Annotated in this window: 17 protein-coding genes and 1 tRNA gene; 5 read left to right on the top strand and 13 right to left on the bottom strand. The window is 61.9% G+C overall.

The genetic code is table 11. The features are described from left to right. Positions 1-111 precede the first annotated feature (111 nt). Complete coding sequence (locus tag ACCD05_RS08320; protein WP_413392072.1) at positions 112-690, bottom strand: hypothetical protein; 579 nt, start codon at positions 688-690, stop codon at positions 112-114. 165 nt (positions 691-855) lie between these two features. Here ACCD05_RS08320 and ACCD05_RS08315 point away from each other — a divergent pair, with 165 nt between their 5' ends. Beyond that, positions 856-1,125 (top strand): antibiotic biosynthesis monooxygenase, encoded by a 270-nt coding sequence (locus ACCD05_RS08315; RefSeq protein ID WP_413392071.1) that lies wholly within the window; start codon positions 856-858, stop codon positions 1,123-1,125. 53 nt (positions 1,126-1,178) lie between these two features. On the opposite strand, the gene ACCD05_RS08310 is transcribed toward ACCD05_RS08315, so the two are convergent. From ACCD05_RS08310 to ACCD05_RS08285, 6 genes are all read right to left on the bottom strand, one after another. Continuing rightward, positions 1,179-1,670, bottom strand: a complete 492-nt coding sequence (locus tag ACCD05_RS08310; RefSeq protein ID WP_018897509.1) for a heme-degrading domain-containing protein — start codon at positions 1,668-1,670, stop codon at positions 1,179-1,181. Between the two features lie 109 nt (positions 1,671-1,779). Continuing rightward, positions 1,780-2,520, bottom strand: coding sequence for an aspartate/glutamate racemase family protein (locus tag ACCD05_RS08305; RefSeq protein WP_413392070.1), 741 nt, complete (start codon positions 2,518-2,520; stop codon positions 1,780-1,782). Between the two features lie 4 nt (positions 2,521-2,524). Next, positions 2,525-3,346, bottom strand: a complete 822-nt coding sequence (locus tag ACCD05_RS08300) for an ABC transporter permease (RefSeq protein ID WP_209190900.1) — start codon at positions 3,344-3,346, stop codon at positions 2,525-2,527. A gap of 1 nt (position 3,347) precedes the next feature. Beyond that, positions 3,348-4,262 carry an ABC transporter permease gene (locus tag ACCD05_RS08295; protein WP_065693541.1) on the bottom strand — a complete coding sequence of 305 codons (915 nt, stop codon included), beginning with the start codon at positions 4,260-4,262 and terminating at the stop codon, positions 3,348-3,350. A 242-nt stretch (positions 4,263-4,504) separates the two neighbouring features. Continuing rightward, complete coding sequence (locus ACCD05_RS08290) at positions 4,505-5,812, bottom strand: ABC transporter substrate-binding protein (protein WP_018897505.1); 1,308 nt, start codon at positions 5,810-5,812, stop codon at positions 4,505-4,507. A 34-nt stretch (positions 5,813-5,846) separates the two neighbouring features. Further along, a complete protein-coding gene (locus ACCD05_RS08285; protein WP_047505901.1) occupies positions 5,847-6,935 on the bottom strand; it encodes an ABC transporter ATP-binding protein in 1,089 nt (362 codons plus the stop codon). 267 nt (positions 6,936-7,202) lie between these two features. Here ACCD05_RS08285 and ACCD05_RS08280 point away from each other — a divergent pair, with 267 nt between their 5' ends. After that, entirely contained in the window at positions 7,203-7,916 is a 714-nt protein-coding gene (locus ACCD05_RS08280; RefSeq protein ID WP_245206025.1) for a GntR family transcriptional regulator, read from the top strand. Positions 7,917-8,011: 95 nt separating this feature from the next. Here ACCD05_RS08280 and ACCD05_RS08275 read toward each other — a convergent pair whose 3' ends face one another. Continuing rightward, the gene (locus tag ACCD05_RS08275; RefSeq protein WP_047505903.1) at positions 8,012-8,395 is read right to left on the bottom strand and encodes a hypothetical protein; all 384 of its coding nucleotides are present in this window, start codon (positions 8,393-8,395) and stop codon (positions 8,012-8,014) included. A 250-nt stretch (positions 8,396-8,645) separates the two neighbouring features. Further along, complete coding sequence (locus ACCD05_RS08270; RefSeq protein WP_413392069.1) at positions 8,646-9,389, bottom strand: SIMPL domain-containing protein; 744 nt, start codon at positions 9,387-9,389, stop codon at positions 8,646-8,648. Between the two features lie 152 nt (positions 9,390-9,541). On the opposite strand from ACCD05_RS08270, the gene ACCD05_RS08265 reads away from it, so the two are divergent. Then, positions 9,542-9,617 (top strand) — tRNA-Ile (locus ACCD05_RS08265). 175 nt (positions 9,618-9,792) lie between these two features. Here the strand turns inward: ACCD05_RS08265 and ACCD05_RS08260 are convergent. After that, complete coding sequence (locus tag ACCD05_RS08260; protein WP_156144761.1) at positions 9,793-9,969, bottom strand: hypothetical protein; 177 nt, start codon at positions 9,967-9,969, stop codon at positions 9,793-9,795. 102 nt (positions 9,970-10,071) lie between these two features. Beyond that, on the bottom strand, positions 10,072-10,992 hold the full coding sequence (locus ACCD05_RS08255; RefSeq protein WP_413392068.1) for an MYG1 family protein: 921 nt from the start codon (positions 10,990-10,992) through the stop codon (positions 10,072-10,074). On the opposite strand from ACCD05_RS08255, the gene ACCD05_RS08250 reads away from it, so the two are divergent. Together ACCD05_RS08250 and ACCD05_RS08245 are read left to right on the top strand one after the other, a co-directional pair. Next, entirely contained in the window at positions 10,966-11,163 is a 198-nt protein-coding gene (locus tag ACCD05_RS08250; RefSeq protein WP_413392067.1) for a hypothetical protein, read from the top strand. The genes ACCD05_RS08255 and ACCD05_RS08250 overlap by 27 nt on opposite strands. A gap of 514 nt (positions 11,164-11,677) precedes the next feature. Beyond that, on the top strand, positions 11,678-12,481 hold the full coding sequence (locus ACCD05_RS08245; protein WP_413392066.1) for a Ku protein: 804 nt from the start codon (positions 11,678-11,680) through the stop codon (positions 12,479-12,481). Positions 12,482-12,505: 24 nt separating this feature from the next. On the opposite strand, the gene ligD is transcribed toward ACCD05_RS08245, so the two are convergent. Next, positions 12,506-15,037 carry a DNA ligase D gene (gene ligD / locus ACCD05_RS08240; protein ID WP_413392065.1) on the bottom strand — a complete coding sequence of 844 codons (2,532 nt, stop codon included), beginning with the start codon at positions 15,035-15,037 and terminating at the stop codon, positions 12,506-12,508. A gap of 2 nt (positions 15,038-15,039) precedes the next feature. Then, a complete protein-coding gene (locus ACCD05_RS08235; protein ID WP_413392064.1) occupies positions 15,040-15,897 on the bottom strand; it encodes a Ku protein in 858 nt (285 codons plus the stop codon). Positions 15,898-15,899: the final 2 nt, after the last annotated feature.

The raw sequence follows: 15,899 nt of genomic DNA, 5'->3' as shown, positions 1-15,899 counted from the left end.
CCCCCCCCCCTCCCCCCCGCCCCGCCCCCCCCCCCCCCCCCCCCCCCCCCGGGGCGTCCAAATTACTAAAACCCCACCCCCCGGCCCCCCCCGCGGGCCCCCCGCCTTCGTTCATGACGACGGAATACGCGGCTCCTCGACCAGATAGAACTCCGGGACCGGCGTGACATCGGAAACAACGAAGCCGAACCTCGATTGCTCGCCTGGATCGAGATGCCCTTCGTCGAAATTCAGCCGATCGAAGCTCTCGAAGCGGCTTTCGAAATGCATGAAACGGCTGGACGAGATCAGCGACGGATTGGGATCGGCCTGCCCGAAGGACAGCCCGTCATAGAAATCGCTGGGCTTGCCCCGGATTTCCTGAAGTTCGAAGCCGAAGCCGATCCACGCCAGCCCGCTCCGGTTCACCGCCACCACGCGCAGATGAAACGAGCCGGGCACCGTCGTCTTCAGCTCGGCGGGTTTGGCAAAGCGGATCACCAGCGTCACCGGCGCAAGGCTGTCGAACGCCTCGCGGATCTCGATCGGATCCTCCCGCGTTCCCGCGCCTGATATGGAGAGGATGCGGAAGCCGCCGAGTTCGTCGGAAAACGAGTAGCTCCCCGCATACCACCGCCCGTCATCGGCCGGCCCGGCGCTGATCAGAGCCAGGGAGAGCAACGCCGCGAGAATGCGCAAACGACGCGTCATCGATCCTGCTTCCTGATCGAGATGTCTTCACCATACATGCAATTTCAGTGACGTGCGATGCGCAATGCCCGCAAGCCGATTTCCACGCGCGCGAACCCCTCATCGGTGATACGCTGCCGCCTGGGCATCCCAACGAAACATGTGAATGCAACGCAGGAGCGGAACATGACGACAGTGTTCGTACGGCATGAGGTTTCGGACTATACGGCCTGGCGCAAGGTGTATGACGGCTTCCGTTCGGTGCAGGCGGCAAACGGCGTGATATCGGAGGCGGTCTTCCAATCCGCCGACAACCCCAACGACATCACCGTCACCCACGAATTCGCGACATCAGAGGCCGCGAAGGCCTTCATGCAGCTCGAGGAACTGCGATCAGCGATGCGCACCGGCGGCATCCTCGGTGCCCCGACAGTCTGGCTGGCCGAGAAGGCGTAGACCGTTCCGGCCCGATCTACACAAAACGGGCCGGTAATCTTCCGTACGACGCTTTACGCCAGACGCAGCGCGTCCAGGTCCTTGGCCAGCATCAGCGCCAGCGCCTCGACGACGAGATTGTGGTCGTCGCGCTGCGGCAGGCCGGAGACGGTGACCGAGCCGATGCAGCCTGTGCCCTTGACGTTAATAGGGAAGCTGCCGCCGTGGGGCGCGTAGTCGGCGTCCGAAAGACCGTTGTCCGCCACCGTCTTGCCCTTGGCCTTCAGGTCGAGGCCGATGGCATAGCTGCTGCGGAAATAGCGCAGCACCAGATTGCGCTTGCGGCGCACCCACTGGACATTGTCGGGCGTCACGCCGGGAAGTGCCACGTAGAAGACCGGCATCGAATGCAGGTTGATATCGATCGCGATACCAAGACCACGCTCCGAACCCAGCTCCTGCAGCAGCTTGCCCAGCTGCCATGCGGTCGACAGATCGAAACTGTCGAAGCTCAGCACCTTCTCCTGTTCGGCAATGCGCGCAAGGTCGTCGTCCGGCATGGTCATGTCTACTTCCTCTCCTTAAATGCTTTTCGCTGAGCATCGTCAGGAGAGCGAAAAAGTAAAGCGGAATCGTGGTGATACGCCATGTGAGGCGACGGTCTCGCGGCAGGCCTCAGCCCGCTGCCTGCATCGGTGCGAACCGGCTCATCTCGCCGATAAAAGGCTTGGCAAGCGGCGCCGCGTAGGAGCCGCGCTTGCTCGTCGACAGACCAAGCGACACCAGCGCCTCGGCCTGCTTGACGGCCGCCGCCACACCATCGACGACAGGCACGCCGTAGATCTCCTGCAGCTCACGCGCCAGATCGGTCATCCCGGCGCAGCCGAGCACGATCGCCTCCGCGCCATCCTCATCAAGCGCCCGCTCGATCTCCGCGCGAAGCTTGCCGATCGCGCCCGACGCCTCGTCCTCGAGCTCCAGCACCGGAATGTCAGACGCGCGAACCTTCGCCCGGTCCCCCATACCATAGCGGCGCACGAGGTTGTCGATCAGCACCCGCGAGCGCTCCAGCGTCGTCACCACGGTGAAGCGCTGCGCGAGAAACCCGGCGGTGGCGACGGCGGATTCGCAGAGCCCGAGCACCGGCACGTCGGCGAAACTGCGCGCCGCTTCAAGCCCTGTATCGTCGAAGCATGCGATGACGGCGGCGTCATAGGTCCCTGCCCGCTCCTTGAGCTCCGTCAGCAGGCCGGGAATGGCGAGCGCCCCGTCATAGTGCCCCTCGATCGACACCGGCCCCATTCGCGAGGTGGCGGCGATGATCTCGGTGCCGGTGGCGGCAACGAGCCGTGCGGCGCTCGCTGCCTTCTCGGTCATGCTTGATGTCGTGTTCGGATTGACGATCAGAATGCGCATGAGATCAGCTTGTCTTTGCCTGGCGTCCGCGCAGCATCATCATGATGCCGAGCGCGACGAGAATGATGGTGAAGGAAAACAGCGTCGTCACCGTGCCCAGCGCATAGAGCACCGGCGTGGTCACATTGGTCGTCATCCCGTAGATCTCCAGCGGCAGCGTGTTGTAGCTGCCAGAGGTCATCAGCGTGCGGGCGAATTCGTCATAGGAGAGCGTGAAGCCGAACAGGCCGACGCCGATCAGGCTGGGCGCGATCATCGGTAGCACGACATGCACGAAAGTCTGCCACGACGTCGCCCCGAGATCGCGCGCCGCCTCTTCGTAAGCCGGCGAGAAGCGGTTGAAGACGGCGAACATGATGAGCACGCCGAAGGGCAGCGTCCATGTCAGATGCGCGCCGAAGGCCGACGAATACCATGCCGGCTTCAGCCCGCCCTGCTGGAACACCACGCCGATGCCGAGCGAGATGATGATCGACGGCACCACGAGGCTGGCGACTGTCGCGTAAAACAGCAAGGTCGCGCCACGGAAGCGGCGGCGGAAGGCAAGACCCGCCAGCAGCGACACCACGACGGTGACTACCATGACCATCAGGCCGAGCGAGAAGGAGCGGCGGAACGAAGCCCCGAAATCGCCCACCGCCTGCTTTTCGAACAGGTTGAAGAACCAGTGGACCGAGACACCGTTGAGCGGGAATGTCAGGCCGCCATCCGGCCCCTGGAAGGAGAGGATCAGGATTGCCGACAGCGGGCCGTAGAGGAACAGCACGAAGACGATGAAGAAGGCGGCGAGCACGTAGAATTCGAGCGTGCGCTTTTCGTGGCTCATCTCAAAGCTCCTTGCGGATATCGACGACGCGCAGGATGGCCGCGACCATCATCAACACGACGATCAGAAGCACGACCGCATTGGCGGCGGCCGCCGGATATTGCAGCAGCGACATCTGGTTTTTCATCATCAGCGCGACCGAGGCGCTCTGCCCGCCGGACATGACCTGCACCGTCGAGAAATCGGCCATGACGAGCGTGACGACGAAGATCGAGCCGATGGCGATGCCGGGCTTGGCAAGCGGGATGACGACGTTCCAGAGGATCTGCCAGCCGCTCGCGCCGGCATCGCGCGCGGCCTCGAACAGCGAGCGGTCGATGCGCATCAGCGTGTTGAAGATCGGCGTCACCATGAACAGCGTGTAGAGGTGCACCATGGCAAGCACCACGGCGAAATCGGAATAGAGCAGCCACTCGATCGGCTGCGGGATGATCCCCATCTCGATCAGCGCCGAATTGACCAGGCCATTGCGGCCGAGCACCGGGATCCAGGAGATCATGCGGATGATGTTTGAGGTCATGAACGGCACGGTGCAGACCAGAAACAGGATCATCTGCGTCGACGTGCGGCGGATGTGGAAGGCGAGGAAATAGGCGACCCAGAAACCGATGAAGACGGTGAGCGCCCAGACGATGACGGTGAATTTTAGCGTATTCAGATAGGTCTTCCACGTCACCCACGAGCCGAGCGTCTCGGTGTAGTTCATCGTCAGGAAATCGGGGTAGAGACCGGCGAAGTCGTAGTCCCAGAAGCTGACCACCGCGATCATCAAAATCGGCAGGATGAAGAAGAAGCCGAGGATCAGGATCAGCGGCGTCGCCTGGAGATAGGAGGCAGCCCACGGCGCCAGCCGAAAGCCCGGGCTGCGCACCCGCTCGGTCGTCTCATTTGTCTCTGCTGAAGCGATCGTCGCCATCGCTGATCCCTTTTTCAGTTGGCATTGCGTTGCGTGGCGCCCCCCTCTGCCCTACCGGGCATCTCCCCCACAGGTGGGGAGATTGGCTGGGCGCAACCGCTCGTCCGACCTTCATTGGTTGGCGAGGGGCTAACAACGGATCGATCTCCCCCCTTGTGGGGGAGATGTCCGGCAGGACAGAGGGGGGTAACCCACGGCAGAACCTCCCCTCCCGCGATTGGAAGGGGAGATCCCAGATCGCCTTAAGCCGCGATGAACTCGTTCCAGCGGCGAACCATGTAGCGGTCCTCGTCCATTACGGAGTTCCAGCACGCGACATGGCCCATGCGCTCTTCGAACGAGCCGCCGTCGCGAACCGCACCGGCCTTCTCCATGACCTTGCCTTCGGGCGACAGGATATCGCCCTTGGCGGCCTTGCCTTCGATCCAGTAGCCCCATTCGTCCTCGGTCATGAAGCCCTTGGCGGTGTCCATGCAGGCCGAGTAGTAGCCCTGGCGGTTGAGGTAGCCGCCGACCCAGCCGGATGTGTACCAGTTGATGTATTCATAGGCCGCGTCGAGCTCGGCGCCCTTGAGGTGCGAAGCAAGGCCGAGACCGCCGCCCCACGAACGGTAGCCTTCCTTGAGCGGCTGATACTTGCAGGCGATGCCCTTGGAGCGGACGGCGGCGACAGCCGGCGACCACATGGACTGGATGACGACTTCGCCCGAGGCCATCAGGTTGACCGACTCGTCGAACGACTTCCAGAAGGCGCGGAACTGGCCGTCCTGCTTGGCCTTGATCAGGAATTCGATCGTCTTGTCGATCTCTTCCTTGGTCATGTTGCCCTTGTCGGCGTATTTGATGTTGCCAAGCGCTTCCATGATCATCGCGGCATCCATGATGCCGATCGACGGGATGTTGAGGATCGAGGTCTTGCCCTTGAACTTCGGATCCATGATATCGGCCCAGCTGCCGATCTCTCGGCCGACGAGGTCGGGACGGATGCCGAGCGTGTCGGCATTGTAGATCGTCGGCATCATGGTGAAGAGTTCGGTCTCGCCCTTGGCAAACGTCTTGGCGTCCGCGCTCTCGACATAGCCGACGGTGTGCGGCGCGGTACCCTGCGCAATCACGCTATCCGGCTTCAGCTTGCCGTTCTTGAAGAGCGGAACGACCTTGTCGTAATACTTCAGCTTCTTCACATCCATCGGCTGGATGACGCCGGTCGGATAGACCTTCTTCAGGATCCAGTATTCGATGTCGGCGATATCGTAGCTATCGGGCTGCGTGACGGCGCGCTGGGCGGCGGCGTCGGAATCGGTCGCCGTCATCTCGAGCGTGATGCCGAGGTCCTTCTTGCACTGCTCGGCAATGGCGTTGATGTTGGAAACGCCGGTGCCGAACTGGCGAAGCGTGATGTTCGACTGCGCCCAGATGGTCGGGAAACCGGTGATGAGCCCGGAGCCTGCGGCCGCACCAAGGGCGGCAGCACCCGTCTTCAGCAGGCCGCGGCGCGACACACCCTTGTCGAGCAGACCCTTCTTGGTGGTTTTCGTTGTATCAGTCATGTCAGTTCCCTCTGGTTTTTGTGGTAATTGAGATTCATGCCGAAACGCGGCCAAGGAGAACGGCGTCCTCCAGAGCCCAACTCAGGGACACCGCATCGCCGACCGATGCGGGGTTGGCGAAATAATCGCCGTCGGACGCAATGACGGTGAAGTCATCGCTGCCCGCGCCGACCACGGTGATCTTCACCGAGGCGCCGCGATACTCGATGTTGGAGATGATGCCATTGAAGCCGAGCGTCTTGTCGGTGGCGCTGGCGAGGCGAACCCGGTCGGTGCGGATGCCGATATCGATGACCTCGCCGACCTCCCTGCCCGCGCCGCGCACCGTAAAGCTCTGCCCCTCCGGAACCTCGAGCGTGATCACGCCGTCCTTGGCGGATGTCACGCGGCCCGTCAGCACGTTGTGATCGCCCATGAAGCGGGCCACGAAGGCGGTGGCCGGCTCCTCGAACACCTTGCGCGGCGTCGCCGCCTGCTCGATCTTGCCGTCGTTCATGATGACGATGATATCGGCGAGCGCCATCGCCTCTTCCTGGCTGTGCGTCACATGCACGAAGGTGATCCCCAGCGTCTTCTGCAGCTTCTTGAGCTCCGCACGCATGCGGATCTTGAGAAACGGATCGAGCGCCGACAGCGGCTCGTCGAGCAGCAGCGCTTCCGGATCGGTGATCAGCGCGCGGGCAAGCGCCACGCGCTGCTGCTGGCCGCCGGAAAGCTGCGCCGGACGCCTGTTGGCATAGGCCTCCATCTGCATCAGCTTCAGCATCTCCAGCGCCTTGGCGCGACGCTCCTCCTTCTCCACGCCCTTCATCTTCAGGCTGAAGGCAACGTTGTCGATCAGGTCGAGATGCGGGAAGAGCGCATAGGACTGGAACATCATCGCCGTGCCGCGCTTGGCCGGCGGAAAATCGGTGACGACCGTGTTGCCGAGGCGGATATCGCCCGACGAAATGCTCTCGTGCCCGGCAATCATCCGAAGCGTCGACGTCTTGCCGCAGCCCGATGGCCCCAGGAAGCAGCAATAGGAACCAGCCGGTATCTTCAGGCTGATTGCGTGCACGGCGGTGGTCGCGCCATACACCTTCGAAACGGATGCTATATCGATCTCTGCCGCTTTCGACATCGTGTCTTCCCCTGTTCGAGGAGTACGATGCATTCGCCGTGCCAGTTTCTGCCGCAGTGCATCAAGTCATTACGAATATTGAATTTTCCTGGAAATATCCAAATGACTAAAATTCGACCATCGGATATGTCTGCACATGAAATAGGCTTTCGTCTGCAATTTGCGCAAATAATCGTATACAATTTGACCGCTGCATTGCTCGCAAATTCCGTTTAACTTTTCGGCTGAATATGGCTATCATCGGCCGATCACAGGACATCCCGCCTCATGAACTCCGCAGCCAATGCGCTTCTGACGACCGAAGAGCCCACCGAGACCGGCGCGCAGCAGATTCGCGACGCCATTCGCGACGCGATCGTCGAGCGCCGCCTGTCGCCGGGAACCAAGCTGTCGGAAAGCGATGTCGGAAATCTCTTCAATGTCAGCCGCACACTGGCGCGCGCGGCCCTGCAGGCCCTTTCCTATGAGGGGCTTGTCAGCGTCGAGAAGAACCGCGGCGCCTTCGTGGCCTACCCCTCGCCCGATGAAGCCCGCCAGATCTTCGCCGCACGCCGGCTGATCGAGCCCGGCATCCTGCGCGAGGCGGCGGCAAGGATCACGACATCAGAGATCCAGCACCTCAGACAACTGCTGCTGGAAGAAAGCCGCCTGATAAGCGAGCGCGGCCAGACGGCCCGGCGCGCAGAAATCAAGGCATCCGGCGATTTTCACCTGACGCTCGCCGCCATCTCCGGCAATACAATCATGCAGCGTTTCATGGAGGAACTCGTCGCACGCTCCTCGCTTGTCATCGCGCTCTACGGCCAGTCGACCATATCGAGCTGCGGCCACAACGAGCATGGTGATATCGTCTCGGCGATCGAAGCCAAGGATCTCGACCGCGCCTGTCATCTAATGCTGCATCACATCGCGCATATCGAAGCCGATCTCGATCTGCGTGAGCGCAAGGGACAGGGATTGAAGGAAGCGTTCGACCTCTAGGTCGCGTGTGGCGCATCAATGCAGCGCCAATAGCCCCAATTCTTCAGAGCTTGTAGGCGAGACGCGGCCGCCGAAGCGACCGCGGCATCGAAAAATCAACCGCGCGAGCGGCTTTCATCAGGAACGGCGGCAACGGCCACGATATCGGGCGTTCCCGTCACGTGCAGGCGCTTGCGCACCAGCACGCCCATGACGCGGGCGGCGGTCGAAAACGTCATCTGGTCCAGCGGGCCTTCGCCCTCCCAGGGTTTCGTCAGTCGCTCGGTAACGGCGCCGACGATATTCATCGGCACGATGTCGTCGCATTGGCGCATGGCCTCGAAGACGCTGCTGATCGGAACCACCCGGCCTTCGAACGTGACGATCGGTTCGGTCAGTTCCGCATCCCACTCTTCAAACGCATAAAGAGCGTCGCGAAAGAGCTCTTGAAGGGTGAACGGGGCGTGCCCATTGTGAAGTGGCGGCAAGGCATTCGACATGTCTGTCTCCTCTTTGCAGGGATAAAGCCAATTCCTCCTCATCGGTCCGCACTAACGCCGAAAGCAGAACTCAAGTTCCCGGCCGGACCGAATAACACGATCGATGTTATAGTGTAATATACGCGTGATAAAGCGCTTTTCTGCCGCAGCCTGGCCACAGCTGTGTTCACAAAAAGATAAGCCGTTGATATCCAAGCGAATATCAACGGCAATCTTTTGGTAACTTAGATTAACGAAGGGGCCGATCGCGCTACTGGGTGATCGCGAATGTAACGTTGACCTGGATATTGTAGCTGCTCTCGCCGCCCTGGATCGGCACGGCTGAATCGGCCTCCGACTTCATCATCGCCGCCCGCATGACCGGCATCGGCTGCGGCCGCGGACCGTTTTCGTTGATCTCGATGACATTGCCGAGCTTGACGCCCGCGGCGGACGCAAGCGTCTTGGCCCGCGAGATGGCATCAGCCACCGCGTTCTTGCGCGCCTCTTCGACCGCGCTGTCGGGCTTGTCGTTGGTGAACTGGATATCGCCGCCCTGATTGACGCCGAGCGTCACCGACTGATCGATGATCCCGCCGAGCTTTGAAAGATCCCGCACCCGGACCGTCAGCGCGTTGGAAACCTGGTAGCCGATGAGCTCCGGCGGCAGCTGCTGCCCGTCGGTCCCCTGCGGGTAGCGATATTGCGGCTGCACGGAAAAGCCCGACGTCTGTAGATCGCGCTCGGCGATACCGGCTTTCTTCAGCACCGCGAGCACATCGCTCATCGCCTTGTTGTTATTGTCGAGCGCCTCGCGCGCGGTCTTCTCCTGCTTGACGACGGAGAAGGTCAAGACCGCCATATCCGGCGCCATCGTCGCCCGCCCCTCGCCGATCACGGTAATGACCGCCTGGCGCGGCGCATCGGCCGCGAATGCCGGCAGAGAGGCCGCGGCAAGCACCGGCAGGCTGAGAAAGAGACCGGCGGCAAAGCTCTTGGTGTTCAGCAATGGCATTGTTTCACTCCCCGATTGTGACTTACCGATCCCTCTTGCCGTTTGATTGTGAAGCTATTGCGGCAATGACTTGTGACCGCTCCTAAATTGCGTTAGACGCAACGAGCACCGGCGAACCATTGCGCCGCTGCCAGGCGCCGCAAAGGCCGCCAGGGCCTGTAGCTCAATGGTTAGAGCCGGCGGCTCATAACCGCTTGGTTGGGGGTTCGAGTCCCTCCGGGCCCACCATTTACTCACTGAAGTATCTGTTTTTTTATTTTCAACCCCAATCCACGGTGTGGCTGGACGTCCTTGTCAGAATCTCGGCCTTCAATTCCGGAAATAATCAAGCAACTACAGTTACCGCCAAGGCAGTCTTGAAGGCGATTTGAGGGGCGTTTGCGTCGTGGCAACCGCAGGGGCCTCACCGGTTCGGCTTTTCGCCAGCGGAAGCAAAAATAATGGCTTGCTCCCTGATGTTTGTCATTGCCTCGACTGCGATCTTCTCGATCTCAGAGCGCCCCTCGGACGTCTCCTTCATATGCGGAAGGTTGCGATAGAGCGCGTCTCTGATTGCGGCCAAGACCTTGTTTTCGTGCATGCGAGTCCTCCTCTTAGTGGTGGTCAGTTGGCACCTTGCTGACGATTAACATTTGAAGGTACCGAGTGAGGCAAACGAAGACGTCCCTCTCTCGCACTCACCCTACACGCCCCCCACAGCCTCGGCCACCGCAATCTCCGCCATCTTCAGCGCCGCGTCACGGCTCTTCGCCGCCGCGATGAAGCGGCCGTTGTGGCAGAAGCTGGCGCCTTCAACGCCGGAGGCGGCTTCGAGGTCGCCGTTGGTGAGGCCTGCCCAGGCGGCCGGCAGGTCGGCGCGCAGCGCGAAGCCTTCTTCCTCGCGGCGAATGCCGGTCACGCACCAGTCCTTGTCGCGCGGGTGGACGACGAAGAGCAGGTGGTCGGCGCCGGCCTTGATGATGGCGGGGCGGAAAGGCATGCCCATCGGCAGTTCCAGCACGCGGTTCTCGCCGGCAGCCACGATCGCCTTGTGGACCAGCGCCTCGGCCCTGCGCTTCGCGGCACTTTTGCCGATCCGCGCCTCGACGAAGCTGCGGGCAATCGCGAGTGCGGCATGAAAGGCGCGGTCGTCGGCGCCGGGATCGGTCTCGTCGAAGACGGGCTTCAGCGTTTCCAGAAGTGCCGGCAGCGTCAGCCCGGAAAGCGGGCCGGAGGGGCTGAGCGCACCATTGTCGGTGAGATCGATCGGCAGCACGAAGCTCCCGTCGAATGAGGCGTGGATGTCCTCGATGTCAGCCTCTGGAACACCCGATGCAGCGAGATAGTCGCGCCCGAAATGCTTCCAGATCAGGCCGAACGAGCTGTAGGGCTGGCCGTCGTCACGCAGCGGCGCGCCGCGCTGATGATGGTCGAAGATACCAGCGTCCGCGTCATAGGCGCCGCCGACATCATAGATGATCCGGTCGGGACCGGGCGTGATCCATTCCGGCGCACGGCTGCGCATGATGCGCGCGTCCGGAAAAAGCCGGGTCAAAACGACGGTGGAAAGCAGTTCGTCGGCATGGAAGCCACCGGAATGCGTGACGAGAAATTCAGGAATCATGTGGCGGCGCCCTCTTGTCTGCGGATCATCCGCACATTCAGGCACCAGATAGCTGTTGGCGCAAATCACCTCAACCCGCAGACGCAGCATTTTCTCCCACTGATGCTGCACCGCATCATCCAATTGGGTGTATTGTCAGCAGCCGCCGACTATGTGCTTGAACATATTTGAAGGTTAACGTTTGCTTTCATACGAAGTATCTGAATATGACAAACCCGTGAATTTTACGCTTGCCATCGGGAAAAAGCCGCGCAACTATTCGTGTCGGGAGCATGATAGTGACGGGAACCACACATGCCAAAGACTGGAATAATAGCAGTATCCGGGACATCCATGTCCCGTCAGTGCATTTTCACAGCCGATGACGGCGGCGGAAAAATCCGCGGCTGTCCACGCTTTCTCGGGATGATTTTTGGGAAGCCGAGCGTCCGTCTCGCCGACACGTCGAGCGGAAGATGGGCCTCCATCGAACTCGGCAAGGTCGATAAACGCGGCAACGCGACGTTTCGCTGGATCTGAGAGTTCGAGACGCGCTTTCAGCTGATCCGCTGACCTCCATATGATGCTCGACGCCCTTGGGAGATGCGGCGCCGAGCACCAATCGAGGGAACAAAATCTGCATTCCGACCGTTGAAGCTGGATCGCCGCATTGCGGCTTGGAGGGGCGCGTAGGCGCCGGCATCGGATGGCGCGTCAGACCTATTGGAAGGGTTATCTCAAGCTGTCGCTCGTGACCGCGTCGGTATCGCTGACGCCGGCGACCACTGACAGTAACCAGCTGCGGTTTCATGTGCTGAACCGCAAGACCAGAAATCGCGTCGAAAGCCGCTACGTCGACAGCGTCACCCACAAGCCGATCTCGGACAAGGATCAGGTCAAGGGCTATCCGCGCGGCGAAGACGATTACGTGATCCTCGAGGATGACGAGATCAGCGAGGTCGGGCTGGAGAGCACGCGCACCATCGACATATCGAGCTTCGTGCCGCGCGGCTCGATCGATTGGATCTGGTACGACAAGCCGCACTTCCTGGCGCCGGAAGACAAGGTCGGCGTCGAGGCCTTCTGCGTCATCCGCGAGGCGATGAAGGCAAACGATGTCGTGGGCATCGCACGCCTCGTGCTTTACCGCCGCGAACGCGCCGTGCTGCTCGAGCCGCAGGGCAAGGGCATCGTGCTCTGGACGCTGCATTTCGGCGACGAGGTGCGCGAGCCGGCCGGAACGGTCGATCTTACCGCCAAGACGGATCAGAAGGTGCTGGCGCTGATGAGCAAGCTGGTGAAGGACCGCACAGAGGAGTGGAAGCCCTCGATGGTGACCGATCCCGTGCAGAAGCGCATAAGGGCGATGATCCGCGCCAAGCAGAAGAGCCTTCCAAAACCTGTGGCGGCATCGAAGCGCACGCCGGTCAAATCCACCGGCAACGTCGTCAACATCATGGACGCGCTGAAGAAGAGCATCGCCAAGGATGGCGGACGGCCGAAGCACTAGCCCGGCGCGAACGTCGGCATCTCCTCACTTGCGCTTTTCAAGCGGCGCGGCGGCCTTGAAGAAATCCGCCCAGGGATCGCTTGCCAGCGAATTCATCCGCGACGGCGTGTTGTCGACCGTGAAATAGGCGGCGCCGATCTCCTCCGTCAGCTCGCTCCAATCGAGCGGCATCGATACGGCAGCGCCCGGCCGCGCGCGGGTCGAATAGGCGGCGACGGCGGTGTTGCCGCGGCCGTTGCGGAGATAATCAATGAAGATCTTGCCGTTGCGCTTCGCCTTGGTGGCGGTCGCCAGATATTTGTCCGGCTGGTCTTTCGTCATCGCGTCCGCCAGCGCCTTCGCGAAGGCCTTGACCTGCACCCACCCGGCCTTCGGCTTCAGCGGCGTCACCACATGGAGACCCTTGCCGCCGGAAGTCTTGACGAAGGCCGCCAGCCCCGCCGCCTCGAGCCGCTGTTTAAGCTCTTCAGCCGCCGCGATCACCTCGGCCCAGGCGACATCATCGGCCGGATCAAGATCCATGGTGATCATGTCGGGCTTCTCAAAGCTCGCGGTCGTCGCACCCCAGGGGTGGATCTCCAGCACCGCCGATTGCACGAGTGCGACAAGCCCGTCGAAATCAGCGATACGCAGCAGCTTTTCACCACCCCTGTCCTTCGGGTCCGCGATCTCCTCGATATGGGCGTTCATCCCCTTCCAGGCATGCTTCTGGAAGAAGCGCTGATGCCCGGCAATACCATCAGGGCAGCGCAGCAGCGCCAGCGGGCGGTTGATCACGAACGGCTCCATGAAGCGCCAGACCTGCGCGTAATAATCCGAAAGTCCCTGCTTGGTGACACCCTCGTCCGGCCAGTAGATGCGATCGGGATGGGTGAGCGTGACGCTCGATTGCGGCGCCGGCTCGGCCTTGCTTTTCTCGGTCTCGCGCATCACATCCCCCGCCGCCTTGTCCTCGCGCAGCCCGCGAAATGCCGCATGCCGCAGATTGCCGTCCGCCGACCATGCCTGAAACTCCACATCGGCCACAAGCTTCGGCTTGACGTGGACAAGCCCGCGCCTCGCCTCGGCCGAAAGCGCATCGTGGAAAGCTGTTTTCGTCTGCCGGTCCTCGGAAAGACGATCGTGCAGCATCTTGGCCGCCGCGACCGAAAATCCGGTGCCGACCCGCCCGACATAGTGCAGCTTGCCGCCCTTGTAATAGCCCATGGCCAGTGACCCGATGGCGTTCTTCGTCGCCGTCGACGGCACGAAGCCGCCGATCACGAACTCCTGCCGCTTCGAGCATTTGGACTTGATCCACTCGCCGGTGCGCCCCGAGCTATGGGTGCTGTCGCCGCGCTTGGAAATCACGCCCTCCAGCCCCAGCCCGCAGGCGTGGTCGAGCACCAAAGACCCCTTCTCCGTGAAATGGCTGCTGTAGCGCAGCGTCGGATCATCGGGAGCCAGAAGCGTTTCCAGCAAGGCCTTACGCGAGAGCAACGACACCTCGCGCATGTCATGCCCATCGAGATGCAGAAGGTCGAAGGCGTAGAACACGAAGCGATCCTTGCGGCCCTCGCTGAGATCGCTCTGCAGCGCGGAGAAATCCGAAGCGCCATTGTCACGCTCGACCACCACTTCACCGTCGATCAAAGCGGATTGCACCGGTAGCTCCGAGAATGCCCTCGCAAGCGTCTCCCCAAACCGCTCCGTCCAGTCCAGGCCCGTGCGGGTCAGCATCGTCACCTTGCCGCGGTCAATCCTGATCTGCAGCCGATAGCCGTCGAACTTGATCTCGTGCACCCACTCCTCGCCGGCAGGCGGCTTCGGCTTCAGCTTGGCAAGCGCCGGCTCGATGAAATCAGGCAGATCAGCCTTGACCGCTCCATCCGGCCATTGGCGCGAAGCTGCCTTGGCCTTCGCGGCCTTCGGTCGGGGAACGGACGCCTTGCTGCCATTCGCGCTCCCCGCCCCCTTCGGGCGTGAGTGCCACGCGGCATCCGGATTCTTGGCCACCTCTTCGATCTTCCGGCCGGTCTTTGCCGATTCGGGCCGCAGCTTCAGGATATTGCCCTTGGCGCGCGCCTCCTCGTCCTCGGCCTTGATCAGCAGCCAGTTCTCCCTGGTTTCGCCGGGCTTGCCGTGCATCCGCACCAGATGCCAGCGACCCTTCAGCTTGTCGCCATCGAGGTCGAACTCCATGTGGCCCTTCTTGTAGGCCTTGTGCATGTCGCCATGCGGCGCCCATGTGCCGCGATCCCAGACGATGACGGTGCCGCCGCCATACTCTCCCTTTGGAATGATGCCCTCGAAGTCGCCATAGTCGAGCGGGTGGTCTTCCACATGCACCGCCAGACGCTTGTCGTCGGGGTTGAGGCTCGGCCCGCGCGTCACCGCCCAGCTCTTCAGCACCCCGTCCATTTCCAGCCGGAAGTCGTAATGCAGCCGTGTCGCGTCGTGCTTCTGGATCACGAAGCTCAGCGCATTGCTGTCGCGCGCCGCACTGGCATGTTTTCCGCCGCGCGGCTCCGGCGTCCGCTTGAAGTCGCGCTTGGCGTGATAGGTTTCGAGCGCCATGGTCAGCTCGCCTTCTTCGAGCCGCCGTTACCGCGCGCGGCGCTCTTGGCAGCGGTCTTGCCCGCCGCTTTCCCGCTCGTCTTGCCGCTCATCTTCGCGCTCTCGCGCAGCGCCTCCATCAGGTCGATCACCTTGCCCTTCGGCTCGGCCTTGCGCTTGGGCAGCGCCCTGCCCTCGATCTTTGCCTGCACCAGTTCGGCAAGAGCTGCCTCATAGCGATCCTCGTAATCCCGAGGATTGAAGCTGCCCTTTTTGGTACCGATGATATGGCCGGCGAGCTCGATCATTTCCTTGTCGAACTTGATGTCGGGAATATCCTTGAACACCGTCTCGGCGTTGCGCACCTCGTAGTCGTAGTTCAGCGTGGTCGCGACGATGCAGTCGTCCTGCGGCCGGATCAGTACCGTCCGCGTCTTGCGAAACAGCACGGCCTCCCCGAGTGCGGCAACCTTCTGGTCGCGCATCGCCCGCGCGATCAGCGCCAGCGCCTCCTCATCGTCCTCGTTGACGGGCGCCAGGTAATAGGGCCGGTCGAAATAGAGCTTGTTGATCTCGTCGTAGGGAACGAAGCCTTGCACCGTCAGAAGCTTGTCGCTCTCGGGCGCGAATGCGGCGAGCTCCTCACCCTCGATCATGACGTAGTCGCCGCTATCCAGGCGGTAGCCCTTCACCTGGTCGTCGCGCTCCACCGGCTTTCCCGTCTCGCTATCAACGAACTGGCGCTCGACGCGATGGCCGGTCTTGCGATTGATGATGTTGAAGGAGATGCGGTCGGCAACCGATACAGCGGTGTAGAGCCCCACCGCGCAGACGAGATCGCCCACCTTCAGATGCCCCTTCCAGCTTGCCCGCGCGGCCATGT

The organism is Rhizobium sp. Rhizsp42 (assembly GCF_047304155.1).
Lineage (GTDB): Bacteria > Pseudomonadota > Alphaproteobacteria > Rhizobiales > Rhizobiaceae > Rhizobium.
The sequence above is the reverse complement of the archived record's forward strand: the minus strand, read 5'-3'. Positions and strand labels throughout refer to the sequence as shown.

Coding starts and splice junctions, on each gene's coding strand:
- ACCD05_RS08255 (WP_413392068.1), bottom strand. CDS start 10,992: ATGATTCCTGAATTTCTCGTCACGCATTCCGGTGGCTTCCATGCCGAC.
- ACCD05_RS08315 (WP_413392071.1), top strand. CDS start 856: ATGACGACAGTGTTCGTACGGCATGAGGTTTCGGACTATACGGCCTGG.
- ACCD05_RS08250 (WP_413392067.1), top strand. CDS start 10,966: ATGCGTGACGAGAAATTCAGGAATCATGTGGCGGCGCCCTCTTGTCTG.
- ACCD05_RS08275 (WP_047505903.1), bottom strand. CDS start 8,395: ATGTCGAATGCCTTGCCGCCACTTCACAATGGGCACGCCCCGTTCACC.
- ACCD05_RS08270 (WP_413392069.1), bottom strand. CDS start 9,389: ATGCCATTGCTGAACACCAAGAGCTTTGCCGCCGGTCTCTTTCTCAGC.
- ACCD05_RS08295 (WP_065693541.1), bottom strand. CDS start 4,262: ATGGCGACGATCGCTTCAGCAGAGACAAATGAGACGACCGAGCGGGTG.
- ACCD05_RS08285 (WP_047505901.1), bottom strand. CDS start 6,935: ATGTCGAAAGCGGCAGAGATCGATATAGCATCCGTTTCGAAGGTGTAT.
- ACCD05_RS08235 (WP_413392064.1), bottom strand. CDS start 15,897: ATGGCCGCGCGGGCAAGCTGGAAGGGGCATCTGAAGGTGGGCGATCTC.
- ACCD05_RS08290 (WP_018897505.1), bottom strand. CDS start 5,812: ATGACTGATACAACGAAAACCACCAAGAAGGGTCTGCTCGACAAGGGT.
- ACCD05_RS08280 (WP_245206025.1), top strand. CDS start 7,203: ATGAACTCCGCAGCCAATGCGCTTCTGACGACCGAAGAGCCCACCGAG.
- ACCD05_RS08305 (WP_413392070.1), bottom strand. CDS start 2,520: ATGCGCATTCTGATCGTCAATCCGAACACGACATCAAGCATGACCGAG.
- ACCD05_RS08300 (WP_209190900.1), bottom strand. CDS start 3,346: ATGAGCCACGAAAAGCGCACGCTCGAATTCTACGTGCTCGCCGCCTTC.
- ACCD05_RS08260 (WP_156144761.1), bottom strand. CDS start 9,969: ATGCACGAAAACAAGGTCTTGGCCGCAATCAGAGACGCGCTCTATCGC.
- ligD (WP_413392065.1), bottom strand. CDS start 15,037: ATGGCGCTCGAAACCTATCACGCCAAGCGCGACTTCAAGCGGACGCCG.
- ACCD05_RS08245 (WP_413392066.1), top strand. CDS start 11,678: ATGGCGCGTCAGACCTATTGGAAGGGTTATCTCAAGCTGTCGCTCGTG.
- ACCD05_RS08320 (WP_413392072.1), bottom strand. CDS start 690: ATGACGCGTCGTTTGCGCATTCTCGCGGCGTTGCTCTCCCTGGCTCTG.
- ACCD05_RS08310 (WP_018897509.1), bottom strand. CDS start 1,670: ATGACCATGCCGGACGACGACCTTGCGCGCATTGCCGAACAGGAGAAG.